Annotated in this window: 19 protein-coding genes and 1 pseudogene; 8 read left to right on the top strand and 12 right to left on the bottom strand. The window is 71.4% G+C overall.

Annotation, left to right across the window (positions count from 1 at the left end; genetic code table 11):
• On the bottom strand, nucleotides 1-829 hold an 829-nt coding region (locus D471_RS0114975), incomplete at its 3' end, for a DUF2207 domain-containing protein (RefSeq protein WP_161630097.1).
• A 216-nt stretch (nucleotides 830-1,045) separates the two neighbouring features.
• Nucleotides 1,046-3,073, bottom strand: coding sequence for an MDR family MFS transporter (locus D471_RS0114970; RefSeq protein ID WP_017599365.1), 2,028 nt, complete (start codon nucleotides 3,071-3,073; stop codon nucleotides 1,046-1,048).
• Between the two features lie 197 nt (nucleotides 3,074-3,270).
• Between D471_RS0114970 and D471_RS0114965 the strand changes: the two genes are divergently transcribed.
• The gene (locus tag D471_RS0114965) at nucleotides 3,271-4,413 is read left to right on the top strand and encodes an acyl-CoA dehydrogenase family protein (protein WP_017599364.1); all 1,143 of its coding nucleotides are present in this window, start codon (nucleotides 3,271-3,273) and stop codon (nucleotides 4,411-4,413) included.
• Between the two features lie 33 nt (nucleotides 4,414-4,446).
• Entirely contained in the window at nucleotides 4,447-4,614 is a 168-nt protein-coding gene (locus D471_RS40845) for a hypothetical protein (protein WP_017599363.1), read from the top strand.
• Between the two features lie 70 nt (nucleotides 4,615-4,684).
• Here D471_RS40845 and D471_RS0114955 read toward each other — a convergent pair whose 3' ends face one another.
• The 3 genes from D471_RS0114955 to D471_RS0114945 form a co-directional block, all read right to left on the bottom strand.
• Complete coding sequence (locus D471_RS0114955) at nucleotides 4,685-5,170, bottom strand: hypothetical protein (RefSeq protein ID WP_026127748.1); 486 nt, start codon at nucleotides 5,168-5,170, stop codon at nucleotides 4,685-4,687.
• Nucleotides 5,167-5,496: a plasmid mobilization protein gene (locus D471_RS0114950; RefSeq protein WP_026127747.1), complete on the bottom strand. Its 330-nt coding sequence runs from the start codon at nucleotides 5,494-5,496 to the stop codon at nucleotides 5,167-5,169. Before D471_RS0114950 ends, D471_RS0114955 begins: the two co-directional genes overlap by 4 nt.
• 74 nt (nucleotides 5,497-5,570) lie before the next feature.
• Entirely contained in the window at nucleotides 5,571-6,005 is a 435-nt protein-coding gene (locus tag D471_RS0114945; protein ID WP_017599360.1) for a nuclear transport factor 2 family protein, read from the bottom strand.
• A 94-nt stretch (nucleotides 6,006-6,099) separates the two neighbouring features.
• On the opposite strand from D471_RS0114945, the gene D471_RS0114940 reads away from it, so the two are divergent.
• Entirely contained in the window at nucleotides 6,100-6,585 is a 486-nt protein-coding gene (locus D471_RS0114940; RefSeq protein ID WP_017599359.1) for a MarR family winged helix-turn-helix transcriptional regulator, read from the top strand.
• Between the two features lie 21 nt (nucleotides 6,586-6,606).
• Here the strand turns inward: D471_RS0114940 and D471_RS0114935 are convergent, their stop codons facing one another.
• The 4 genes from D471_RS0114935 to pdxH all read right to left on the bottom strand — a co-directional run bounded on the left by D471_RS0114935 (nucleotide 6,607) and on the right by pdxH (nucleotide 11,817).
• Nucleotides 6,607-7,371: an NPP1 family protein gene (locus tag D471_RS0114935; RefSeq protein WP_017599358.1), complete on the bottom strand. Its 765-nt coding sequence runs from the start codon at nucleotides 7,369-7,371 to the stop codon at nucleotides 6,607-6,609.
• Between the two features lie 160 nt (nucleotides 7,372-7,531).
• A complete protein-coding gene (locus tag D471_RS0114930; protein WP_017599357.1) occupies nucleotides 7,532-9,838 on the bottom strand; it encodes a SpoIIE family protein phosphatase in 2,307 nt (768 codons plus the stop codon).
• 152 nt (nucleotides 9,839-9,990) lie between these two features.
• Nucleotides 9,991-10,692 (bottom strand): metal-dependent transcriptional regulator, encoded by a 702-nt coding sequence (locus tag D471_RS0114925; protein ID WP_017599356.1) that lies wholly within the window; start codon nucleotides 10,690-10,692, stop codon nucleotides 9,991-9,993.
• 498 nt (nucleotides 10,693-11,190) lie between these two features.
• Nucleotides 11,191-11,817 (bottom strand): pyridoxamine 5'-phosphate oxidase, encoded by a 627-nt coding sequence (gene pdxH / locus D471_RS0114920; RefSeq protein ID WP_017599355.1) that lies wholly within the window; start codon nucleotides 11,815-11,817, stop codon nucleotides 11,191-11,193.
• Between the two features lie 172 nt (nucleotides 11,818-11,989).
• On the opposite strand from pdxH, the gene serC reads away from it, so the two are divergent.
• Together serC and D471_RS0114910 are read left to right on the top strand one after the other, a co-directional pair.
• On the top strand, nucleotides 11,990-13,114 hold the full coding sequence (serC, locus tag D471_RS0114915) for a phosphoserine transaminase (RefSeq protein WP_026127746.1): 1,125 nt from the start codon (nucleotides 11,990-11,992) through the stop codon (nucleotides 13,112-13,114).
• Nucleotides 13,115-13,353: 239 nt separating this feature from the next.
• Complete coding sequence (locus D471_RS0114910; RefSeq protein WP_017599353.1) at nucleotides 13,354-14,352, top strand: glycerophosphodiester phosphodiesterase family protein; 999 nt, start codon at nucleotides 13,354-13,356, stop codon at nucleotides 14,350-14,352.
• Between the two features lie 85 nt (nucleotides 14,353-14,437).
• Here the strand turns inward: D471_RS0114910 and D471_RS0114905 are convergent, their stop codons facing one another.
• On the bottom strand, nucleotides 14,438-14,887 hold the full coding sequence (locus D471_RS0114905) for a VOC family protein (RefSeq protein ID WP_017599352.1): 450 nt from the start codon (nucleotides 14,885-14,887) through the stop codon (nucleotides 14,438-14,440).
• A gap of 63 nt (nucleotides 14,888-14,950) precedes the next feature.
• Between D471_RS0114905 and D471_RS0114900 the strand changes: the two genes are divergently transcribed.
• Nucleotides 14,951-15,550 (top strand): CGNR zinc finger domain-containing protein, encoded by a 600-nt coding sequence (locus tag D471_RS0114900; protein WP_026127745.1) that lies wholly within the window; start codon nucleotides 14,951-14,953, stop codon nucleotides 15,548-15,550.
• Nucleotides 15,551-15,559: 9 nt separating this feature from the next.
• Nucleotides 15,560-15,979 (top strand): SRPBCC family protein, encoded by a 420-nt coding sequence (locus D471_RS0114895; RefSeq protein WP_017599350.1) that lies wholly within the window; start codon nucleotides 15,560-15,562, stop codon nucleotides 15,977-15,979.
• Here the strand turns inward: D471_RS0114895 and D471_RS0114890 are convergent.
• Complete coding sequence (locus D471_RS0114890; RefSeq protein ID WP_017599349.1) at nucleotides 15,959-17,029, bottom strand: hypothetical protein; 1,071 nt, start codon at nucleotides 17,027-17,029, stop codon at nucleotides 15,959-15,961. The two genes, D471_RS0114895 and D471_RS0114890, sit on opposite strands and share 21 nt — an antisense overlap.
• Nucleotides 17,030-17,120: 91 nt before the next feature.
• On the opposite strand from D471_RS0114890, the pseudogene D471_RS34545 reads away from it, so the two are divergent.
• Nucleotides 17,121-17,844: pseudogene (locus D471_RS34545) on the top strand (3-keto-5-aminohexanoate cleavage protein).
• A gap of 125 nt (nucleotides 17,845-17,969) precedes the next feature.
• Here D471_RS34545 and D471_RS0114875 read toward each other — a convergent pair.
• The coding region (locus tag D471_RS0114875) for a 2'-5' RNA ligase family protein (protein WP_017599345.1) at nucleotides 17,970-18,286 on the bottom strand (317 nt) is incomplete at its 5' end.

Genomic DNA, 18,286 nt, shown 5'->3' with positions numbered 1-18,286 from the left:
CGCCGCGGTCGCCGACGTCACCCGCGTGGCAGGCGGCGTCGATCGCGTCGTACGCCTCCTCCGATTCGTCCGGGTCGGGCAGGTCTGCCAGGTCGGGCAGGTGGAACGCCGCGGTGGCCGACTCGACGGGGACACTCCACCCGCTGCCGACGATGTCGGCGTAGTAGCGCGCCCCGCCGTCCGCACCCGGTGTGGTGAGCCGTTCGTAGGTGTAGGCGATCTCGAAGACGTGCTCACCGGTGAGCTCCGGGTCGGCCCCGAAGTCGCCGACGCGCACGACGGTCCGACTCTCCGCACGAGGGTCGCCCTCGCCGGGACTGATCTCCACCGGCAGGCCGTCGGCGCTCTGGGCCCGGACGTCGGTGAGGCCGAAGTCGCGCCATCCGTAGTCGTCGATCCACCCGGTCTCGGGCAGTTCCCGGGTCAGGCCGTGGGAGGGCCGGTCCCCGAAGTCGTAGGTGACGGTCTCGACCATGTCGACCGATCCCGAGGCGTGCACGGTGACCTGGGCGTCGAACCCCGTGACACGCCACTCGTCCGGCGGGGACTCCCAGTCCCCGAGGAGGTAGACGCCGAGGCCGAGCAGGAGCAGCAGCGCGACGCACCCCGCGAGGACGGCCATGGCACGGCGCCTCTCGTGTTCCCGGCGGCGTCCGGTGGCGCGGGGTGCGTCGCGCTCCCCCCGGTGCCCGGCGCCGGCGGGACGGCGCCGGTCGAACTCCCGTCGGCGCTCGGCGGCACGCCGCGCGGCGCGCTTGCGTCTGTGCTCGGCGGAACGGCGCTTGTCACTCCTACGCCGGCGCTTGGGGGAACGGGATGCGGGGGCCATCGAACTCACTCTCTCAGGGGGCAACGCACCCGCCATGATCCCCCGAGGAGGCCGGGCTAGGCCTGTTTTCTGGAACGGTCACCCGAGAGGGGTGCCGTCCGTTGAGGGCGGTGGAGGGCGACGAAGAGGGAGGTTCCGCGGCCGAAGGCCGTCCGTTGAGGGTGGTGGAGGGCGACGGGCGGGCCGAAGCGAAGCGGCGGGCCCCAAAAACACTGCCTACGCCCCCCGGGTGCCCGGGTCCCTGCCGAGGGCCTCGGCGTCCTCGTCGTCCCCGAGGGTGTCGGCGGTCATCCGCTCCACGGCGGCCACCACCTCCGGGTGTTCGTCCGGGCCGTAGTCGGCCAGCAGCGACCGCAGCGCCGTGCGCTGGGCGTCGAACACCGCCCTCGCCGCCTCGACCCCGCTCCGGGTGAGTTCCCAGCGCCCGCCCTCCTCGGCCAGGTACCCGGCCTCCAGCAGCTCCCGGTGGATCCGCTCCCACCACTCACTGGAGACACTGGCGACCCGTTCCTCCTCCTCCCTGCTCAACGGTCCCATCGTTCCCAGGTGGCTGAGCACCCAGCACGCCTCCGAGGAGACCGACAACCCGCTGGCCTCCCGCAGGCGGTCGTACATCCCGCGGGCACCCTCCCTGCCGCAGTGTCGGAACACCGCCTTCTCCACGTGCGCGAGGGGGCCGCGTCCTGCGGCGACGACCGGCGAGACGGCCTCGTCCAGATCCGGGGACTCCACGGTGGCGCGCAGCGGGACCTGCCGGAGGAACACCGCGAGGACGAACCCGGCCAGCGCCACGGGCACCGCCCACAGGAACACGGTGTCGACGGCGTCGGCGTAGGCCCCCAGGAACGAGGCCTGCGTCTCGGGGGACAGCTGGTCCACGGTGCGCGGATCGCTCTCCAGCATGGAGATGTCCACTCCGGGCGGGAGTTGGATCTGCTCGGCGCGGTCGGCGAGGTTGGCGGCCAACCGCCCGGCGAACACCGAACCGAACACGGCGGTCCCGAAGGAGCCGCCGATCGACCGGAAGAACGTGACCGAGGACGTGGCCACGCCCAGGTCGCGGTACTCGGCCCCGTTCTGCACGGCCAGCATCACCACCTGCATCACCAGCCCCAGACCGAAGCCGAGGACGAAGAAGTAGGCGCCCATGACCGCGTCGGCGGTGTCCGGCCCCATGGTCGAGAGCAGGAACAGCCCCACCGACGTCACCGCCATGCCCACCACCGGGAAGACCTTGTAGCGACCGGTGCGGGCGACCAGGCGGCCGCTGCCGATCGAGGTCAGGAACAGGCCGCCGACCATCGGCAGCAGGTACAGGCCCGAGGCCGTGGGCGAGAGACCGTGCGCCACCTGGAGGAAAAGCGGGAGGAAGGCCATCGAGCCCATCATCGCGACCCCCACGCAGAAACTGATGGCCATGGGGACCACGATCACGGGGTCGCGGAACAGCCCGAGCGGCATCACCGGCTCCTCGGCGCGGCCGGCCGTCCACCACCAGCCCGCCCCCAGGGCCACCGCGGCGACCGCCAGCCCGAGGATCACCGGCGACGTCCAGGGGTACATCGACCCTCCCCAGGCGGCCACGAGCGTCAGACACACGGCGGTGGCGGCGAGCAGCAGGATCCCCGCGTAGTCCACGTGCCCCCGGCCCTCCGGACGGTGCTGGGGTAGGACCGCGAGCACGAGGAGGAAGGCGACGATCCCCAGCGGCAGGTTGACGTAGAAGACCCAGCGCCAGCTCAGGTGGTCGACGAACAATCCGCCGATCAGTGGACCGGCGACGCTGGCGACACCGAACACGGCCCCGAACAGCCCCTGGTACTTCCCGCGTTCCCGGGCTGAGACGACGTCGCCGATGATCGCCGCGGCCAGCACCATCAGGCCGCCCCCGCCGAGCCCCTGGATCCCCCGGAAGATGATGAGCTGGAGCATGTCCTGTGCCGTCCCGCACAGGGCGGAGCCGACCACGAAGACCGAGATACAGCCGAGGAAGAGCTTCTTGCGGCCGAACTGGTCGCCGAGTTTTCCCCACAGCGGGGTGCTGGCGGTGACGGCGAGCAGGTAGGCGGTGATCACCCAGGACAGGTGGTTGAGCCCGCCCAGGTCGGACACGATCGTCGGCAGGGCGGTCGACACGATGGTCTGGTCCAGCGCCGAGAGCAGCACGCTCAGCATCAGCGCCGTCATGATGACCGCGATACGCGCACCCTGCCGTTCCCGCCGGTCGCCCCTGCTCCGCACCATCGGTACTCCCCCCGCCCGGGCCGTCTCCCGGCGACGGCGGCCCCTCCGGCAACGGTAGGAAGCGGCCGGGTCAGGGGAGCGGGGGAATCGCCCCGTCCGCGGGAACCTTTGCCCGCGCTTGCCCGCCCCCTTCAAAACCGAATCCGATTCGGTTAACGTGTGAGCGAACGTGACCGACGACACTCTCGGGGCAGCACATGAAGCGGGAACTCTTCGACTCCGACCACGACCTCTTCCGCGAGAGCGTGAGGGAGTTCCTCAAACGCGAGGTGGTTCCCTTCCACGACCAGTGGGAGAAGGACGGGATCGTGCCCAGGGAGGTGTGGACGAAGGCGGGCGAGGTCGGCCTGCTCGGCCACGGCGTGCCCGAGGAGTACGGCGGCACCGGGATCCACGACTACCGGTACAACACGATCGTCAACGAGGAGATCTGCCGCGCGCACGCCAGCGGCCTGGGCATCACCCTCCAGAACGACGTCATGGCCCCGTACATGGTCGGGCTGACCACCGACGAGCAGAAGCGCCGGTGGCTGCCGGGGTTCGCCAGCGGCGAGCTGATCACGGCGATCGCCATGACCGAGCCCTCGACCGGGAGCGACCTCCAGGGGATCCGTACCACGGCCGTGCGGGACGGCGACGAGTACGTCGTCAACGGGCAGAAGACCTTCATCACCAACGGCGTCAACGCCGACGTCGTGATCGTGGTCTGCCAGACCGACCCCGACGCGGGCGCCCAGGGCTTCTCGCTCGTCGCCGTCGAGCGCGCGACTCCCGGCTTCGAGCGCGGGCGCAACCTGGACAAGGTCGGGATGAAGGCCCAGGACACCGCCGAGCTCTTCTTCTCGGACGTGCGCGTGCCGGTCACCAACCTCGTCGGGACGGAGAACCAGGGGTTCATCCACCTGATGCGGAATCTGCCGCAGGAGCGGCTGTCCATCGCCACCTGCGCGACCGCCTCCGCCGACGCGATGCTCCAGCACACGATCGAGTACTGCCGGGAACGCACGGCCTTCGGCCGCCCGATTGGGCGTTTCCAGAACTCGCGTTTCGCCCTGGCCGAGATGGCCACCGAGGTGGACATGGCGCGGGTGTACGTCGACCGGGGCGTCGAGCTGCTCAACCGGGGCGAACTCACCGTCGAGGACGCCGCCATGGCCAAGTGGTGGACCACCGAGATGTGCAACCGGGTGATGGACCGCTGCCTCCAGCTTCACGGCGGGTACGGGTACATGATGGAATATCCGGTGGCGAAGGCCTGGCAGGACGCCCGCGTCCAGACGATCTACGGTGGCACCACCGAGATCATGAAGGAGATCGTGGGACGCGGCCTGGGCCTGTGAGACAGCCCCCGTTCGGGAAGGGTCGGATCGGTCATGAGCGGTGCGTGGGACGGCCTCATCGTCATGGGCCTGCTGGTCGTACTGCTCGTCATCGGCGTGCGCAAGCTCCGGCCCAAGGTGCACATCCCGTGGACGACCAGCGGGATCGTGGTCTTCTTCGTGTTCGTGTGCCTGCTGCTGTGGGCGTGGTCCTGGCGCTGAGCCCGCCGGACGTCGTCAACGGGCACACGAACGCCCACGCCACCTCGCCCCGGTCGGTACGCCCGGGACGTCACACCGCGACCACGTGCACGTCATCGGCACCGATCGCCTCGACGTAGGCGGTGATGTCCGCGGGATCGCTGGTGAACACCACGGCGCTCCGATGCTTCACGGCGACCCACGCGACAAGGGCGTCCACCGCGTCCGGACACTTCTTCGCGGGCAGGTCCGCCACACCCAGCACCGTGCCGACGCGCCGCCAGTCGGTGATGTCCGGAGCGGTCGCGCACGCGATGCACTCCGCCTGCCCCGCACTCGTGGGCCGCAGGGCGGACGAGGACGATCGGGCCTGGGGCACCGTGCACTCCTTCAGGACGGCGCTCACGGCGTGCACGGTCGCCGGGTCCGGACGCCACACCTGGGCCAGAACCGGGCCGGGGACCACAGGACGGTGCGGGGCCCGAACGAGCCCCCGGTGTATCTGGACCGCCTTGGCCTTACGCGCGGCCAACGCGATGAGCATCCCTGTGTCGTAAACGGGCACGCGGACGCTCACGCCACCTCGCCCCGGCTCCGGCCCGGAGCTTCTCCGGCACCGTAGACCAGACGCATCGCCTCGTCGACCTCACGGCGTTCATCCGCACTCAGCGACTCGGCGTCCGCATCGTCGACGGGCCCGTAGTGCTCGGCCCGCCCTTCGGCATCGGCGATCAGCGCGTCGACAGCCGCGAACTCCGCCTCCGCCGCCTCGACTTCGGCCATCTGACGGATCGCGGCGTTGACGAGGTAGGACGACACATCCATCCCCGCACGATCAGCGTGTGACCTGACGCGATCGGCTTCATCCGGATCAAGGCTGATACTGATTCTCACCTTCGCCATCACATCAGCGTAATACGAGTATTACGACTTGTCCAGAAGACGCCGCACGCCGAGCAGCGGGCGCGGAACACACCTCAGAGGGCCCGGCCGAGGGCCTCGGTCAGCGCGACCGGGGTGACCTCCAGGCGGTCGAAGCGCCAGCCGTCCCCGGTACGGCGCGCACGGTAGCGGTGGACCCCGGCCGCGAGAGCCTCCGTCGTGTCGTCGATGACGAAGACGGCGACGTCGTGGGCCCGCACCGCGGCGGTCTCACCGTCGACCTCGATGACGAGATTGGCCTTGGAGTGCATGGTCCGCTGGTAGCGGTCATGGCCGGAGCGGGCGAGTTCGACGAGCGCGGGGATGCCGCGGGCCTCCCCGCGGGGGGACCGGACGACGACGTCCTCGGTGAAGAGCCGGTCGGTCTCGTCGTAGCGGCCCTCGTCGATCCACAGGCTGTGGCGGGCGACCAGGTCGGCCAGTTCGGCGCGGTCCGCGAGTCCACGGACCAGGGTCTCGGTGTCGGCCATGGTGACCCCTCAAATAGTTAGAATCACTAACGTTAACCTCGCGAACGAAAATACATCGTTAGTGTCCCTAACACAAGCGGGGTAGGCTGCCCGCATGGAGAGCGGCGACGAACTGCGATTCGACCACGGCGACCGGACCCCCGAGCGGCTCAGGGGCCAACTCTCGCGCCTCGTCGGGATGACGGCCGTCCAGACGCGGCGCGCCGCGGGCGACGCGCTCCGCGCGGTGGGCGCCCACAAGGACGACTTCGTGGTGCTCGCCGCCCTCGCCGAGTTCGGCCCCGCGAGCCAGGCGGCCCTCTCCGACCGCACCCGGATCTACAAGAGCGACCTCGTCGCGGTGCTCAACGCTCTCGCGCGCGGCGGCTGGATCCGCCGCGCGCCCGACCCGGCCGACGGGCGCCGCAACGTCATCACCATCACCGACGACGGCGAGCGTCGCCTCGCCGAACTCGACCGAGTCCTGGACGACGTCAACGAGCACATCATGGCCCCGCTCGGCCGCGACGAGCGCGCGCAGCTGTTCGCCCTGCTCCGCCGCGTCAACGACCATCTCGCCGGGGCGCCGGAGCGCGCGTGACCGCCGCGGCCGGGCGAGGGCTCAGCCGACGGCGTGGGGGTCGAAGTCGATCCCCGGGGGCATCGCCCGCTCGAGCGCGCCGGCGAACCGGTCGTCCCTGAGGTCGAGCTGGGCGCTGCCGAAGTCCGCCGACGTGAGGACGTCGCGGATGCCCGGCGGGAAGTGGTCCCAGCCCACCAGGTCCGGGTACTGCCACACGCCGTGGTGGTTCTCCGGCGGGTCGTCGTGCCCGGCGGCGAACCGGAAGGCGTGGGTGGACCAGCCGTCCTTGTGGTAGACGATCTTGGCGTGCGTGCCCTCCCACAGGACATCCGAGGCGGGGCGGGTGTCGTACTCGCCGTGCGCCGAGGCGGACACGTACCGCGCCTCGCCGCCCTGGACCCACACCACGACGTGCTCCAGGTCGTGCCGGTGCCCGCAGCAACCGGGGAGGACCTGGTCCTTCTCGAAGTACAGGGCGTACATGTACGCGCACCAGCCGCTGGCGTCGCAGCGGGAGCGGGAGTAGGAGTTCGTGTTGTCCAGGTCGTGGGCGTCGCGGCAGTTCCCGTTGAGCGCGCCGGAGGTGTTCAGCCCTCCGTTCAGGGTGCCGTCCGGGCCGATGGCGGGAGTGGGGTAGCAGCCGTCGGTGTCGTAGTCGAAGGCGGGCTGCCACCGCCCTTCGGCCTCGGTGTGACTCGTGGGCAGGGCGGACGGCGGGGCGGCGAGCGCGACGCCGGGGAGGGCGAGGACGAGGAGCAGTGATGCGAGGAGGGCGCGGGCGCCGAACCGCGGGGGGCGGGTCATGGGGGTCCTTCCGGCGGGGGGAACCGGTCACGCGCGGGGGCACGCGTCAGGGCGCACGTTACTCAGCGTGCCCGAGAAGGACAAGGAGTGTGACGGGGATTTCCCCCGGCGTTCGCCGGCGGGATCGGGCCCGGGGGACCGGGGCCCTCACCGAGCCGGATCAGACGGGGCCCTCGGCCGAGGCGCCTTCCGTCCGGTCCTCGTCCGCCCGCTCCTCGGCGTCCTCACCGTGCATCGGCATCTCGAACCACACCGCCTTGCCGTCCGGGGTGGGCCGCGAACCCCAGCGCGCGGCGAGCTGCTCGACGAGGTAGAGCCCACGCCCGCCCTCGTCGTCCGCGGCGGCGCTGCGGATGCGGGGCAGCCTCAGATCGTGGTCGAAGACCTCCACCCACACGGCGGAGGCGCCACGGCGCAGGCGGAGCAGGAACTCCTTCTCCGCCGGGTCCTCGTTCGACTCGTCGGTGGAGGCGGCCTCCTCCAGCAGGTCGGTCCAGTCCTCGTCGAACTCGTCGGCGACGCCGCCGTCGAAGGGGGTCTCGGAGTCCATGACCCCGTTGCCCGTGAACTCGCGGTGCACCGGATGCGGGGTGGCGTGGATGACGACGTTGGTGACGATCTCCGAGACCAGCAGGCACGCCAGCTCCGCCTGGTCGCGGTCCATCCCCCACTCCGCGAACGTGTTGGCGGCCAGGTGGCGCGCCTCGCCCACGGTGGAGGCCTCGGACTGGAACCAGCCCTCGCGCAGCGCGAGCTCGTCGGAGTGGGTGCGCACGACCAGGAGCGCGGTGTCGTCGTCCATCTCGCCCGGCACGCTGTGCACGGCCGCCTCGGCGATCTGCTCGACGTCCTTGTCCGCGACCTCGGTGACGCGTTCGGCCAGGCGGAGGAGGGCCCCCTCCGGGTCGGGGCGACCGCCCGCCGGGCGCCGGTCCACCAGGCCGTCGGTGTACAGGACCAGGGTGCCCCCGATCGGGAGCCGCAGGTCGGCCTGGTGGTAGACGATGTCCTCGCCGGCGGCGCCGCGCGCGCGAACGCCCAACATGCGGTCGGTGACCTCCAGGTCGAGGGTCTCGACCGTGTCGGAGGTGACCAGCAGGGGCGAGGCGTGCCCGGCGTTGGCGTAGGACAGCTCCCGCGACCAGGCGTCGTAGACCATGTAGAGGCAGCTCACACTGGGGATCCAGGTGCCGCCGTCGCCGTCGGGCTGGCCGAGCTGGCGGACCCACTCGTCGAGCTCGCGGAGGATGTCGGCGGGTTCGCGGTCGGCCTGGGCGAACGCGCGCAGGGCGGCGCGGAGCTGGCCCATGACGGCCGCCGCGTGCGGACCACGCCCCTCCACGTCGCCGATGACCAGGCCCACGCGTCCGGCGGACAGCGGGATGGCGTCGTAGAAGTCGCCGCCGACCTGGGTCTGCACGCCGTAACCGTGGGCCTGCAGCGGCCCGGCCGGCAGGTAGCGGTGCGCGACGGTGAGGCCGTCGAGCTGCGGGAAGCTGCTCGGCAGCAGACTGTTCTGGAAGGCCAGCGCGGTGCTGCGCTCCTCCTCGAACAGCCGGGCGTTGTCGATGGCCAGGGCCACGCGCGAGGCGATCGCGCCGACCAGGTCGCGGTCGAACCCACCGTAGGTGCTCTTCTGCCGGGGCGAGAGCCCGGACAGTGCGAGGGTCAGCACGCCGAGCACCTCGCCGCGCGCCCGCAGCGGGGCGGCGATCGCGGAGGTGACGCCGACCTGGCGGGAGACGAGGTTGGACCGGTCGTTGGGCGAGTTCTCCAGGAGGTAGTCGCCGCTGACCACGGTCTCCAGGCGGCGCAGGGCCTGGGTGACGAAGTGGCGTTCGGTGTAGTGGACCTCGTCGCCGACCTCGTACCACGTGCGCGCGGGCGGGGACCAGCCCTCGGCGTGCACCGAGACCTGCCGGACCAGGCGCTCGTGGTCGTACAGGTCGATGAAGCAGTGGTCGGCGAACTGCGGGACCAGGATGCCCGCCACGCCCTTGACCGTGGAGTCGAACTCCAGCGAGCTGGCCAGGCGGCTGCCGATCCGCTCCAGCAGACCGTACTGCTCCTCCACCCGGCCGCTGCGCAGGGCCTCGCGCGCGATCAGGGTGATGCCGTCGATCTCGCCTTCGTCATTGCGCAGCGGGACGGCCTGGGCGCGCACGTGGATCCAGTTGGCGTCGCCCTTGAGCACGGCGAAGGTGCCCTCCCACGGCTCACCGCGCAGGACGCGGCGGGCCAGTTGGGAGGCGTGTTCGCGGTCGGACTCGTGGATTCCGATGTCGAGCAGGGAGAGACCGACGTAGTCGCGGCCGTCGACGAAGCCGAAGAGCTCGCGGGCGAAGGGGTTCCAGTACCTGAGCAGGCTGAATCGGTCGATGACGACGATGGCGATCTGCGCCTGGTCCACCACGGCGGCCGTGGCGAGCGCGTCACTCTCCCGGAAGGGCTCACCCCACCGTGTCATCTAGCCGCCACCTCGCCGTCATGAGCTGCGCACATGCCCGCTCCCGGTACCCCGAACGACCGCACCTTGGGCCGAGCGTAGCAACACCGTCAACGTTCCCGCAGCGCATTGAGACAATCCCGATGTGCCACCAATCCACGTATACGAACGGTTCACGGTTTGGCGACGAAGATGTGTCCGGCGACATCCGCCGGAAGCTCGGCGGACCCGGCCTCACCGCCCGTGACGCGAACCCCGTCGTCCGAGGCGCGCAGGACCACTTCCTGATCCGGTTGTACCCCGGATCGGCGAAGGGTGAGCATGATGTCGGCGTCCGACTGCAACTGTTCACTGATACGCCGGACGGTGACGGTGATGTCGTCGTTGCCGGCGACGTCGATCATGGGAACGATCGAGTCGTCGGTGAACGGCTCCGGCGCGTAGTCCTCCAGCCCCAGTTCGTCGAGTCCGGGGATGGGGTTGCCGTGCGGGCACACCGAGGGGGCGTTGAGGAGGGTGACGAGCCGCTCCTCCACCGCCTCGGAGATGACGTGCTCCCAGCGGCAGGCCTCGATGTGGACGTCCTCCCAGGGGAGGCCGATGACGTCCACGAGCAGGCGCTCGGCGAGGCGGTGCTTGCGCATGACGTGGGTGGCCAGTCGGCGGCCCTCCGCCGTCATCACCAGGTGACGGTCGTTTTCGACGCGCAGCAGACCGTCGCGCTCCATGCGGGCCACGGTCTGGCTCACGGTGGGGCCGCTCTGGTGCAGACGTTCGGCGATGCGGGCCCGAAGCGGGACGATCCCCTCCTCCTCGAGCTCGAAGACCGTCCGGAGGTACATCTCCGTGGTGTCGATCAGCCCGTGTGCGGTCAAGTCTCCCCTCCCAAGGCTCTGTGCCCGTCGCGTGGTCACGGCGGGCACGGCAGGTCTCTCACAACACAGGCCGGGGGTGCGTGATTCCCAGAGGCCGAGTGGGGACCGGGACGTCCGCAGGACCGCGGGAGCGACCACCGATACCGCAAGCATATCGCGACGGCACCGACCCGATTTTCGACGAGGTCTCACGATACGGACACGCTGCGCGAACGTCGATCCGGTCGGGACCCGGCGCGCGGCGGTCCGCCCCGGCGCGGCGGACCCCGCCGATCCGGGGTACGGGTCCCCGCGCGTGGGGTCGTGGTCTCCTGGGGCTCGTGCGCGGCCCCGGCCCGGGCCACGATATACCGAACGGGCGTACGAAGCGCCCTCGGAACGCCCGGGACGGCGGGAAAGAGCGGGAAAGAGGGGTTTGAGAGGGTGCGGGGAGCCGCTCGGAGGCCCCGGGCCCCTCAGGGGCGATCCGCGCGGGGGGCGCCCCTCTGAGGCGCCTCCTCAGGGGGCGAGCCGCTCGATCCGCCAGCCCCCGGCCCCGTCGGGAGTGTAGACGAAACGGTCGTGCATACGGTCGGCGCCGCCCTNCCGGTAGCCGCCCCAGTAGGCGGGGCGGGGGATCGGCTCGTCCTCGGCCCACACGTGATCGAACTCGCCGTAGAGGCGGTCCAGTTCGTCGCGGTCGGCCACCGGCTGGGACTGCCGTTCGCTCGCCCACGCCCCGATCTGCGACCCGCGCGGGCGGGAGGCGAAGTAGCGGTCGTTCTCCGCGTCCGACAGGCGGGTGACCCGCCCCGCGATGAGGACCTGGCGTCGGATGGCGTGCCAGGGGAAGACGACGCCGGCGCGCGGATCGGCGTCCAGGGCCTGACCCTTGCGGGAGGTGTAGTTGGTGAAGAAGCGCAGCCCGCGGCGGTCGTAGCCCTTCATCAGGACGGTGCGGGCGCGCGGCATCCCCGTGGCCTCGACCGAGGAGAGCACCATGGCGTTGGGCTCGGCGAGGTCGGAGGCGTAGGCCTCGTCGAACCACAGGTGGAACTGCGTCATGGGGTGGTCGGCCAGGTCGGCTCGGCGCAAGGGGTCGCCCATGTACGGTTTCCGCAGTTCGGCAGGGTTTCGGTGGTCCACGTGGGGCATCCTCTCGCGTCACGTGTCCCCCGCGCCACCCCTGACTCGCGGGCTCCCGTCCGGGAACGGGGACGGTCGCGTGTGATTCCCCGTACCGCCGTCACGGATGTTCACGCCGCCAATCCACGCCCTGACCGGCGGTGTCAGGGGTGCCACCACTACCCTGGAGACCGTGACCGACGACATTCAGATTCCCGCGAACCTGCTGCCCTCCGACGGCCGTTTCGGCAGCGGCCCGTCCAAAGTCCGCCCGGAGCAGTTGGAGGCGCTGGCCTCCTCCGGCGCCCGCTACATGGGCACCTCCCACCGTCAGAAGCCGGTGAAGTCCCTGGTGTCCCGGGTGCGCTCGGGTGTGAGCGACCTCTTCTCCCTTCCTGAGGGGTACGAGGTCGTGCTCGGCAACGGCGGCACCACCGCCTTCTGGGACATCGCCGCCCACGGTCTGCTGCGCTCCAAGTCGCAGCACCTGGCGTTCGGTGAGTTCTCCAGCAAGTTCGCGAAGGTCGCCGCGGGCGCTCCGTGGCTGGAGGAGCCCACCGTCGTCAGCACCGATCCGGGCAGCCACGGCGAGGCCGTCGCGGAGGCCGGTGTGGACGTGTACGCGCTCACGCACAACGAGACCTCCACCGGTGTGGCCGCCCCGATCAGGCGGGTGGCGGGCGCCGACGACGACGCGCTCGTGCTCGTGGACGCCACCAGCGGCGCCGGGGGTCTGCCGGTCGACATCGCCGAGACGGACGTGTACTACTTCGCGCCGCAGAAGAGCTTCGCGGCCGACGGCGGCCTGTGGATCGCGGTCATGTCGCCCAGGGCCCTGGCGCGCGTCGAGGAGATCGCGGCGGGCGGCCGGTACATCCCGGAGTTCTTCTCGCTGACCACGGCGGTGGCCAACTCCCGCAAGGACCAGACCTACAACACCCCGGCCGTGGCCACACTGCTGCTGCTCGCCGAGCAGCTCGAGTGGATGAACACCCGGGGCGGCCTGGAGTGGACGGTCGCGCGCACGGCCGAGTCGTCGTCGATCCTGTACGACTGGGCCGAGAAGTCCCCGGTGGCCTCGCCCTTCGTCACCGACCCGGCCAAGCGGTCGCAGGTGGTCGGCACGATCGACTTCAGCGACGACGTCGACGCCGCCGCGATCGCGAAGGTCCTGCGCGCCAACGGCGTCGTGGACACCGAGCCGTACCGCAAGCTCGGCCGCAACCAGCTGCGCGTCGCCATGTTCCCGGCCGTGGAGCCGGGCGACGTCCACAAGCTCACCGAGTGCGTGGACTTCGTGCTCTCGCGCCTGTCCTGAGGGGCACCGCCCGAGCGGCGCCGTCCGTCACACGGGGCCGACCGGTCGCCGGTCGGCCCCGTGCCGTGTCCGGGGGCGCGTGTCGGGCCGTGGGTGCGCCGGAGCCGGGGAGCGCTCGTCGGTCACGGTCGGAGCGGGGTGCGGCCTCGGGGAGAATGGGTCCTTCGGCCCCTCTCACGGGGCGGCCGTGATCCCCCAGGACTCTGTCGTCTAACTCCGCTTCCCAGGACGGTTCGGCTGTGCGCAGGAACAAGAAGGAACTCCCGATCACGATCATTTCGCACCGGGGGGCGTCGGGTCACCGCCCGGAGCACACCCTGGCCTCCTACGAGTTGGGGGCCAGGTACGGGGGCGACTTCATCGAGATGGACCTCGTCGCCACCAAGGACGGGAAGCTGATCTGCCGCCACGAGCAGGAGATCGGCGCGACCACCGACGTGGCCGAGCACCCGGAGTTCGCCGACCGCCGCACCACGCGGACGATCGACGGGCACGAGGTGGAGGGGTTCTTCGCCCAGGACTTCACCCTGGCCGAGATCAAGACCCTGCGCGCGGTGGAGCGGCTGCAGGACGTGCGCAAGATGAACGCGATGATGGACGGGTCCTACGAGATCCCGACCCTGGACGAGGTCATCGAGCTCGCGTTCGCGCTCACCGAGGAGCTGGGACGCCCGATCGGGATCTACCCGGAGACCAAGCACCCCGCCTACCACGTGTCCCAGGGGCTGGAGCTGGAGCCGACGCTGATCGCGACCCTGCGCGAAGCGGGGCTGACCGGCCCGGAGCCGAGAGTTCCGGTGTTCCTCCAGTCCTTCGAGGCGGAGAGCCTGCGCAAGCTCGCCGAGACCGAGCTGCCCCTCGTCTACCTCATGGGCACCGAGGAGCACTGGCTGCACTACACCACCCCGGACGGCCTGGCGGAGGTCGCCTCCTTCGCGCACGCGATCGGCCCGCACAAGAGCCTGGTGATCCCGACCACCGAGGACGGCGACCTCGGTGAGCCCACCGACCTGGTGGCGAACGCCCACGAGGCGGGGCTGGTGGTGCACCCGTACACGTTCCGGAGTGAGAACCACTTCCTGCCCGAGCAGCTGCGCTCGGACGGCGAGCCGGGCGACTACGGGGGCTTCGCGGCTGAGTACGAGGCCTTCTTCGAGGCGGGGGTGGACGGGGTGTTCACCGACTTCTCCCGCCACGCCTTCCTCGTCCGGGAGCACTTCCTCACCCCGGAGGGGTAGGGCCCTGATTCCATAGAGCGGCCACCCCGAGGAGTTGCCGTTCGGCCGCCCGAACCCGGGCCGAGGCGGAGGCCCGGGACGACACTCACTGGACGTCGAACTCGTTGCCCTCGGGGTCGAGCATCGTGACGAGCGAGACACCGGGTTCCTCGATCGCGCGCACGGCGGTCGCGCCGAGCCCCTCCATCCGCTCGACGGTCTCGGCGCGCCGCTCGGGCCCGACCCGCAGGTCGAGGTGGAGGCGGTTCTTCGCCGCCTTGCCCTCGGGGACCCGTTGGAAGAGGAGGCGTCGGCCCAGGCCGATGCCGCTGCCCTCCTGCACGGGGTCGTCGGGGTGGCGGATCGCGGCGAGGGTGATGAACGCCCTGCGCCCGTCCACCACGGTGTAGTCGTCCTCCCCGACCATGCCCGCCGCCGCCAGGCGGCCGATGAGCGCGTCGTTGTCCTCGGGCTCGTACTCCAGGGCCGCCGCCCAGAAGCGGGAGAGCGCGAGCGGTTCGGCGCAGTCCACGACGAGCTGCCAGTCCACGGCCATCGGTGGTCTCCTTCGGTTCGTCCGGGGGCTCCCCGTGTCAGTGATTCCAGTTATACTGGTTACATGAACGCGAGCGCAACGGGCATACCGATGCACCCTCCGAACGGGGCGAGCTACCTGTTCGACCCGGGGGCGCTGTGCCTGGAACTGCTGACCACGGGCGGCCCCGACGAACTGGCCCGCTGGGAGGTTCTGCACGCCCCCGACGACCTGCGCGCCTGGCTGGCTGCGTGCCGCCTCCGCCTGAGCCCGTCGGACGTGGGGGTGGCGGAGGGCGACGTGGGCGACGCGCGCCGCCTGCGGGACGCGATCCTGCGCGTGACCCGCGCGGCGGCCCACGACAGGGCGCTGCCGGCGGAGGACGTGGCCGAGATCAACCGCTTCGCCGCCAAGGCGCCTCTGGTGCCGGAGATGGCCCCCGGGGGGACCGCCTCCTGGGTCTGCCCCGCCGACGCCTCGCAAGCGCTGTCGACCGTCGCGCGCGACGCCGTCGAACTGTTCACCGGCCGCTTCGCCGACCGCGTGCGCGAGTGCGGCGGACACAACTGCCTGCTGCTCTTCGTCGACACCTCTCGGCCCGGACGGCGGCGGTGGTGCGCGATGGAGCGCTGCGGCAACCGCGAGAAGGTGAGGGCGCTGCGCGCCCGTCGCGAGAACCAGTAGGAGGATTCCATGGGAGAGGTCGGACTGACACGGGACGCGGGTTACCAGATCGGCGTGTCCCGGACGCTCCCCCTGCCCGCCGAGCGGGTGTGGCGGTTCATGACCGGCGAGGAGGGCCTGGAGCTGTGGCTCGGCCCGTCACCATCGGTCGAGCTGCGCCGGGGTGGCGGCTACCGCACGGCCGACGGCGCCGAGGGCGAGGTGCGCGGCCTCCGCGAGGGGCCGCGCTACCACGTGCGGCTCACGCACCGGCCTCCGGACGGCGCGGAGACCACCGTGCAGGTCGCGGTCACCCCCAAGGGCGAGCGCTCGGTCCTGCGCTTCCACCAGGAGCGGATGGGCGGACCGCGGGAGCGGGCGAGGCGCCGCGAGCACTGGCGCCGGATCATGGACTCGGTGGAGGGGACGCTAACCCCGGCGGGCCAGTAGCACGATCCCGCCGATGACCAGCACGGCCACGCCCACGCCGCCCAGGATGAACGGCATCGCGCCGGCCCGGCCCGAGCCGCTGTCGGACGCGGACCCGCTCTCCGTCTCCGTCGGCTCGGGGTCCGTCTCCGCCGGTTCGCCCGGTTCTCCGGACAGGTAGCGGTCGGGCAGCGGCACCCGCCACACGGGGGCGCCCACCCCCTCCGTCCCGGCCATGAGCGCGGTGCCGTCGGGGGTGAAGGCGATCGACTCGCCCTGCGTCGACTCCGGGAGCTCGAACGACCCCAGGGCGGTGCCCGGCACGCCGTCGGTGGCGTCGTAGACGTTCGCCCCCCAGTAGGTACGGATCACGTACCGATCGCCGTCCGGGGAGAAGGCCGCGTCGGTGGCGAACAGCGGGGCCGAGTCGATCCGCTCCAGGGTGTTCACCCCGGCCGGGTCCAGTTCCTCGGGCGCCGCGTACACGCCGCCGGAGAACTCCTTGGACACCACGTAGAGACGGCCGTCACGGGGGTCGACCATCATCGACTCCGCGTCGCGCCCTCCGTCGGCGTAGACGAGGGTGATCTCCTCGGGTTCGACGGTGGCGTCGGCGAGCGTCTCGGGTTCGGCGAACCGGTAGACGCTGACGTTCGGCCAGCTCCCGCCGAAGTTGTCGCCGATGTTGCCGACGAGCACCTCCGGGGTGCCGTCCGCCCCCTCGGTGACGGTGATCGCCTCCCAGTCGCGCAACCGCACGGCGAGGGTGACCGTCGCGAGGGTCTCGCCGTTCTCGTCGACCGCGTACACCTCGGGCTCGATGGGGCCGCTGTCGTTGTGCGTCCACCACACGCCCTCGTGCAGCATGGACGGGGCGATCCCGCTCGACTCCGCGATCCCCGGGTCCTGGAGGGTGAACGCGGTCTCCGACCCCGCGGGCCCCTCCCCTCCGCGCGGGTAGTCCAGTCCGCCGGTACCGCCGTCGTCCGGTTCGGTCGTCGCGGCGGCGGCCGGTGTGGCCGAGGCCGCGACGAGGAGTGCGGCCACGGCGAGTGCGAGCGGTCGATTCATGGTCGCCATCCTGCCAGGGCCGCGCGACGCGGTGCTTGCACCCGTGGGGGAACGGGCACATGTCGCATACGGAGCGCCGTAAGGAGGGCCCATGAGGATCGTCGCCTGTCTCAACGGAGACCGCCGTCCCGGCGCGCATCCGGCCCTGCCCGTGTCCGTGGACCAGCTCGTGGCGGACGCGCACGCCGTCGTCGAGGCGNGCGCCCGCCGTCCACATCCATCCGCGTGACTCCCGGGGCGCCGAGTCGCTCGAACCGCAGGTGGTCGCTCCGCTGATGGAACACCTGCGCGCCGAGGGACCGGACGTGCCCGTGTCGCTGACCACCTCCCTGTCCGCCGAGTCCGACCCCTGGCGCCGGTACGACCTGGTGCAGAGGTGGGCGTCGTCCGCGCTGCCCGACTCGGTGACGGTGAACCTGCACGAGGCGGGGTCGGTCGACCTCGTGCACCTGTTGGACGACCGCAGGGTCGCGGTGGAGGCCGGGGTGTGGACGGTGGAGGCGGCGCGCATCCTGGTCGCGACGAAGATCCCGGTGGCGGCGGTCCTGGTCGAACCGACCCAGGTCGCCGTGGCGGACGCGCGCGCGAACGCGGACGCGGTGATCTCGCTCCTGGACCGGGCCCGGCTGGACCGGCCGCGCATGCTGCACGGTGCTGACGCGACCGCGTGGCCGATGCTGGAGGCCGCGGCCGCCGCCGGTTACGACGTGCGGATCGGGCTGGAGGACACCATGCGGCTGCCGGACGGCACGGAGGCGCACGACAACGCGGCGCTCGTGGCGCACGCGGTCGGGCTGGTCTCGGCGACCGCGTGAGGGTCGCGGGGCGGCCCCGCGCGGCCGGGATCAGTTGAGGAGCGCTCCGAGGACGACGATGAGCATGATCGAACCGAGCACCACGGGCAGCAGCCAGCGCTGCTTGCGGTTGTTGGTGAGCATGCTCATGGCGTGTCCAGCTCCGGTGATCGGTCGGAATCGGTTTCCCAGCCTAACGCCCACCTCCGGACGGTTCGGTAGCGGTCGGCCGATCCCGGGCGACTCTCGACGAGGTGCACGTCACGCGCCCGCCAGCCGTTCTCGCGCAGGGCGCCGAGGGCGTCGAGGGTCCCGGTGAGGTCGCTCGGGGGGCGGCTCCGCGCGACCGTGACATGCGGCACGTAGGGTCGGCGCTCAACCGGGATCCGCGCCGAACGGGCGGCCCGGCGCATCCCTCGGGCGAGGGAGTCCAGGGCGTCGGTGTCACCGGTGACGCCCGCCC

This window comes from Nocardiopsis lucentensis DSM 44048, from assembly GCF_000341125.1.
Lineage (GTDB): Bacteria > Actinomycetota > Actinomycetes > Streptosporangiales > Streptosporangiaceae > Nocardiopsis > Nocardiopsis lucentensis.
Note: the sequence above shows the minus strand (reverse complement) of the source record. Positions and strands in the feature narration are given on the sequence as shown.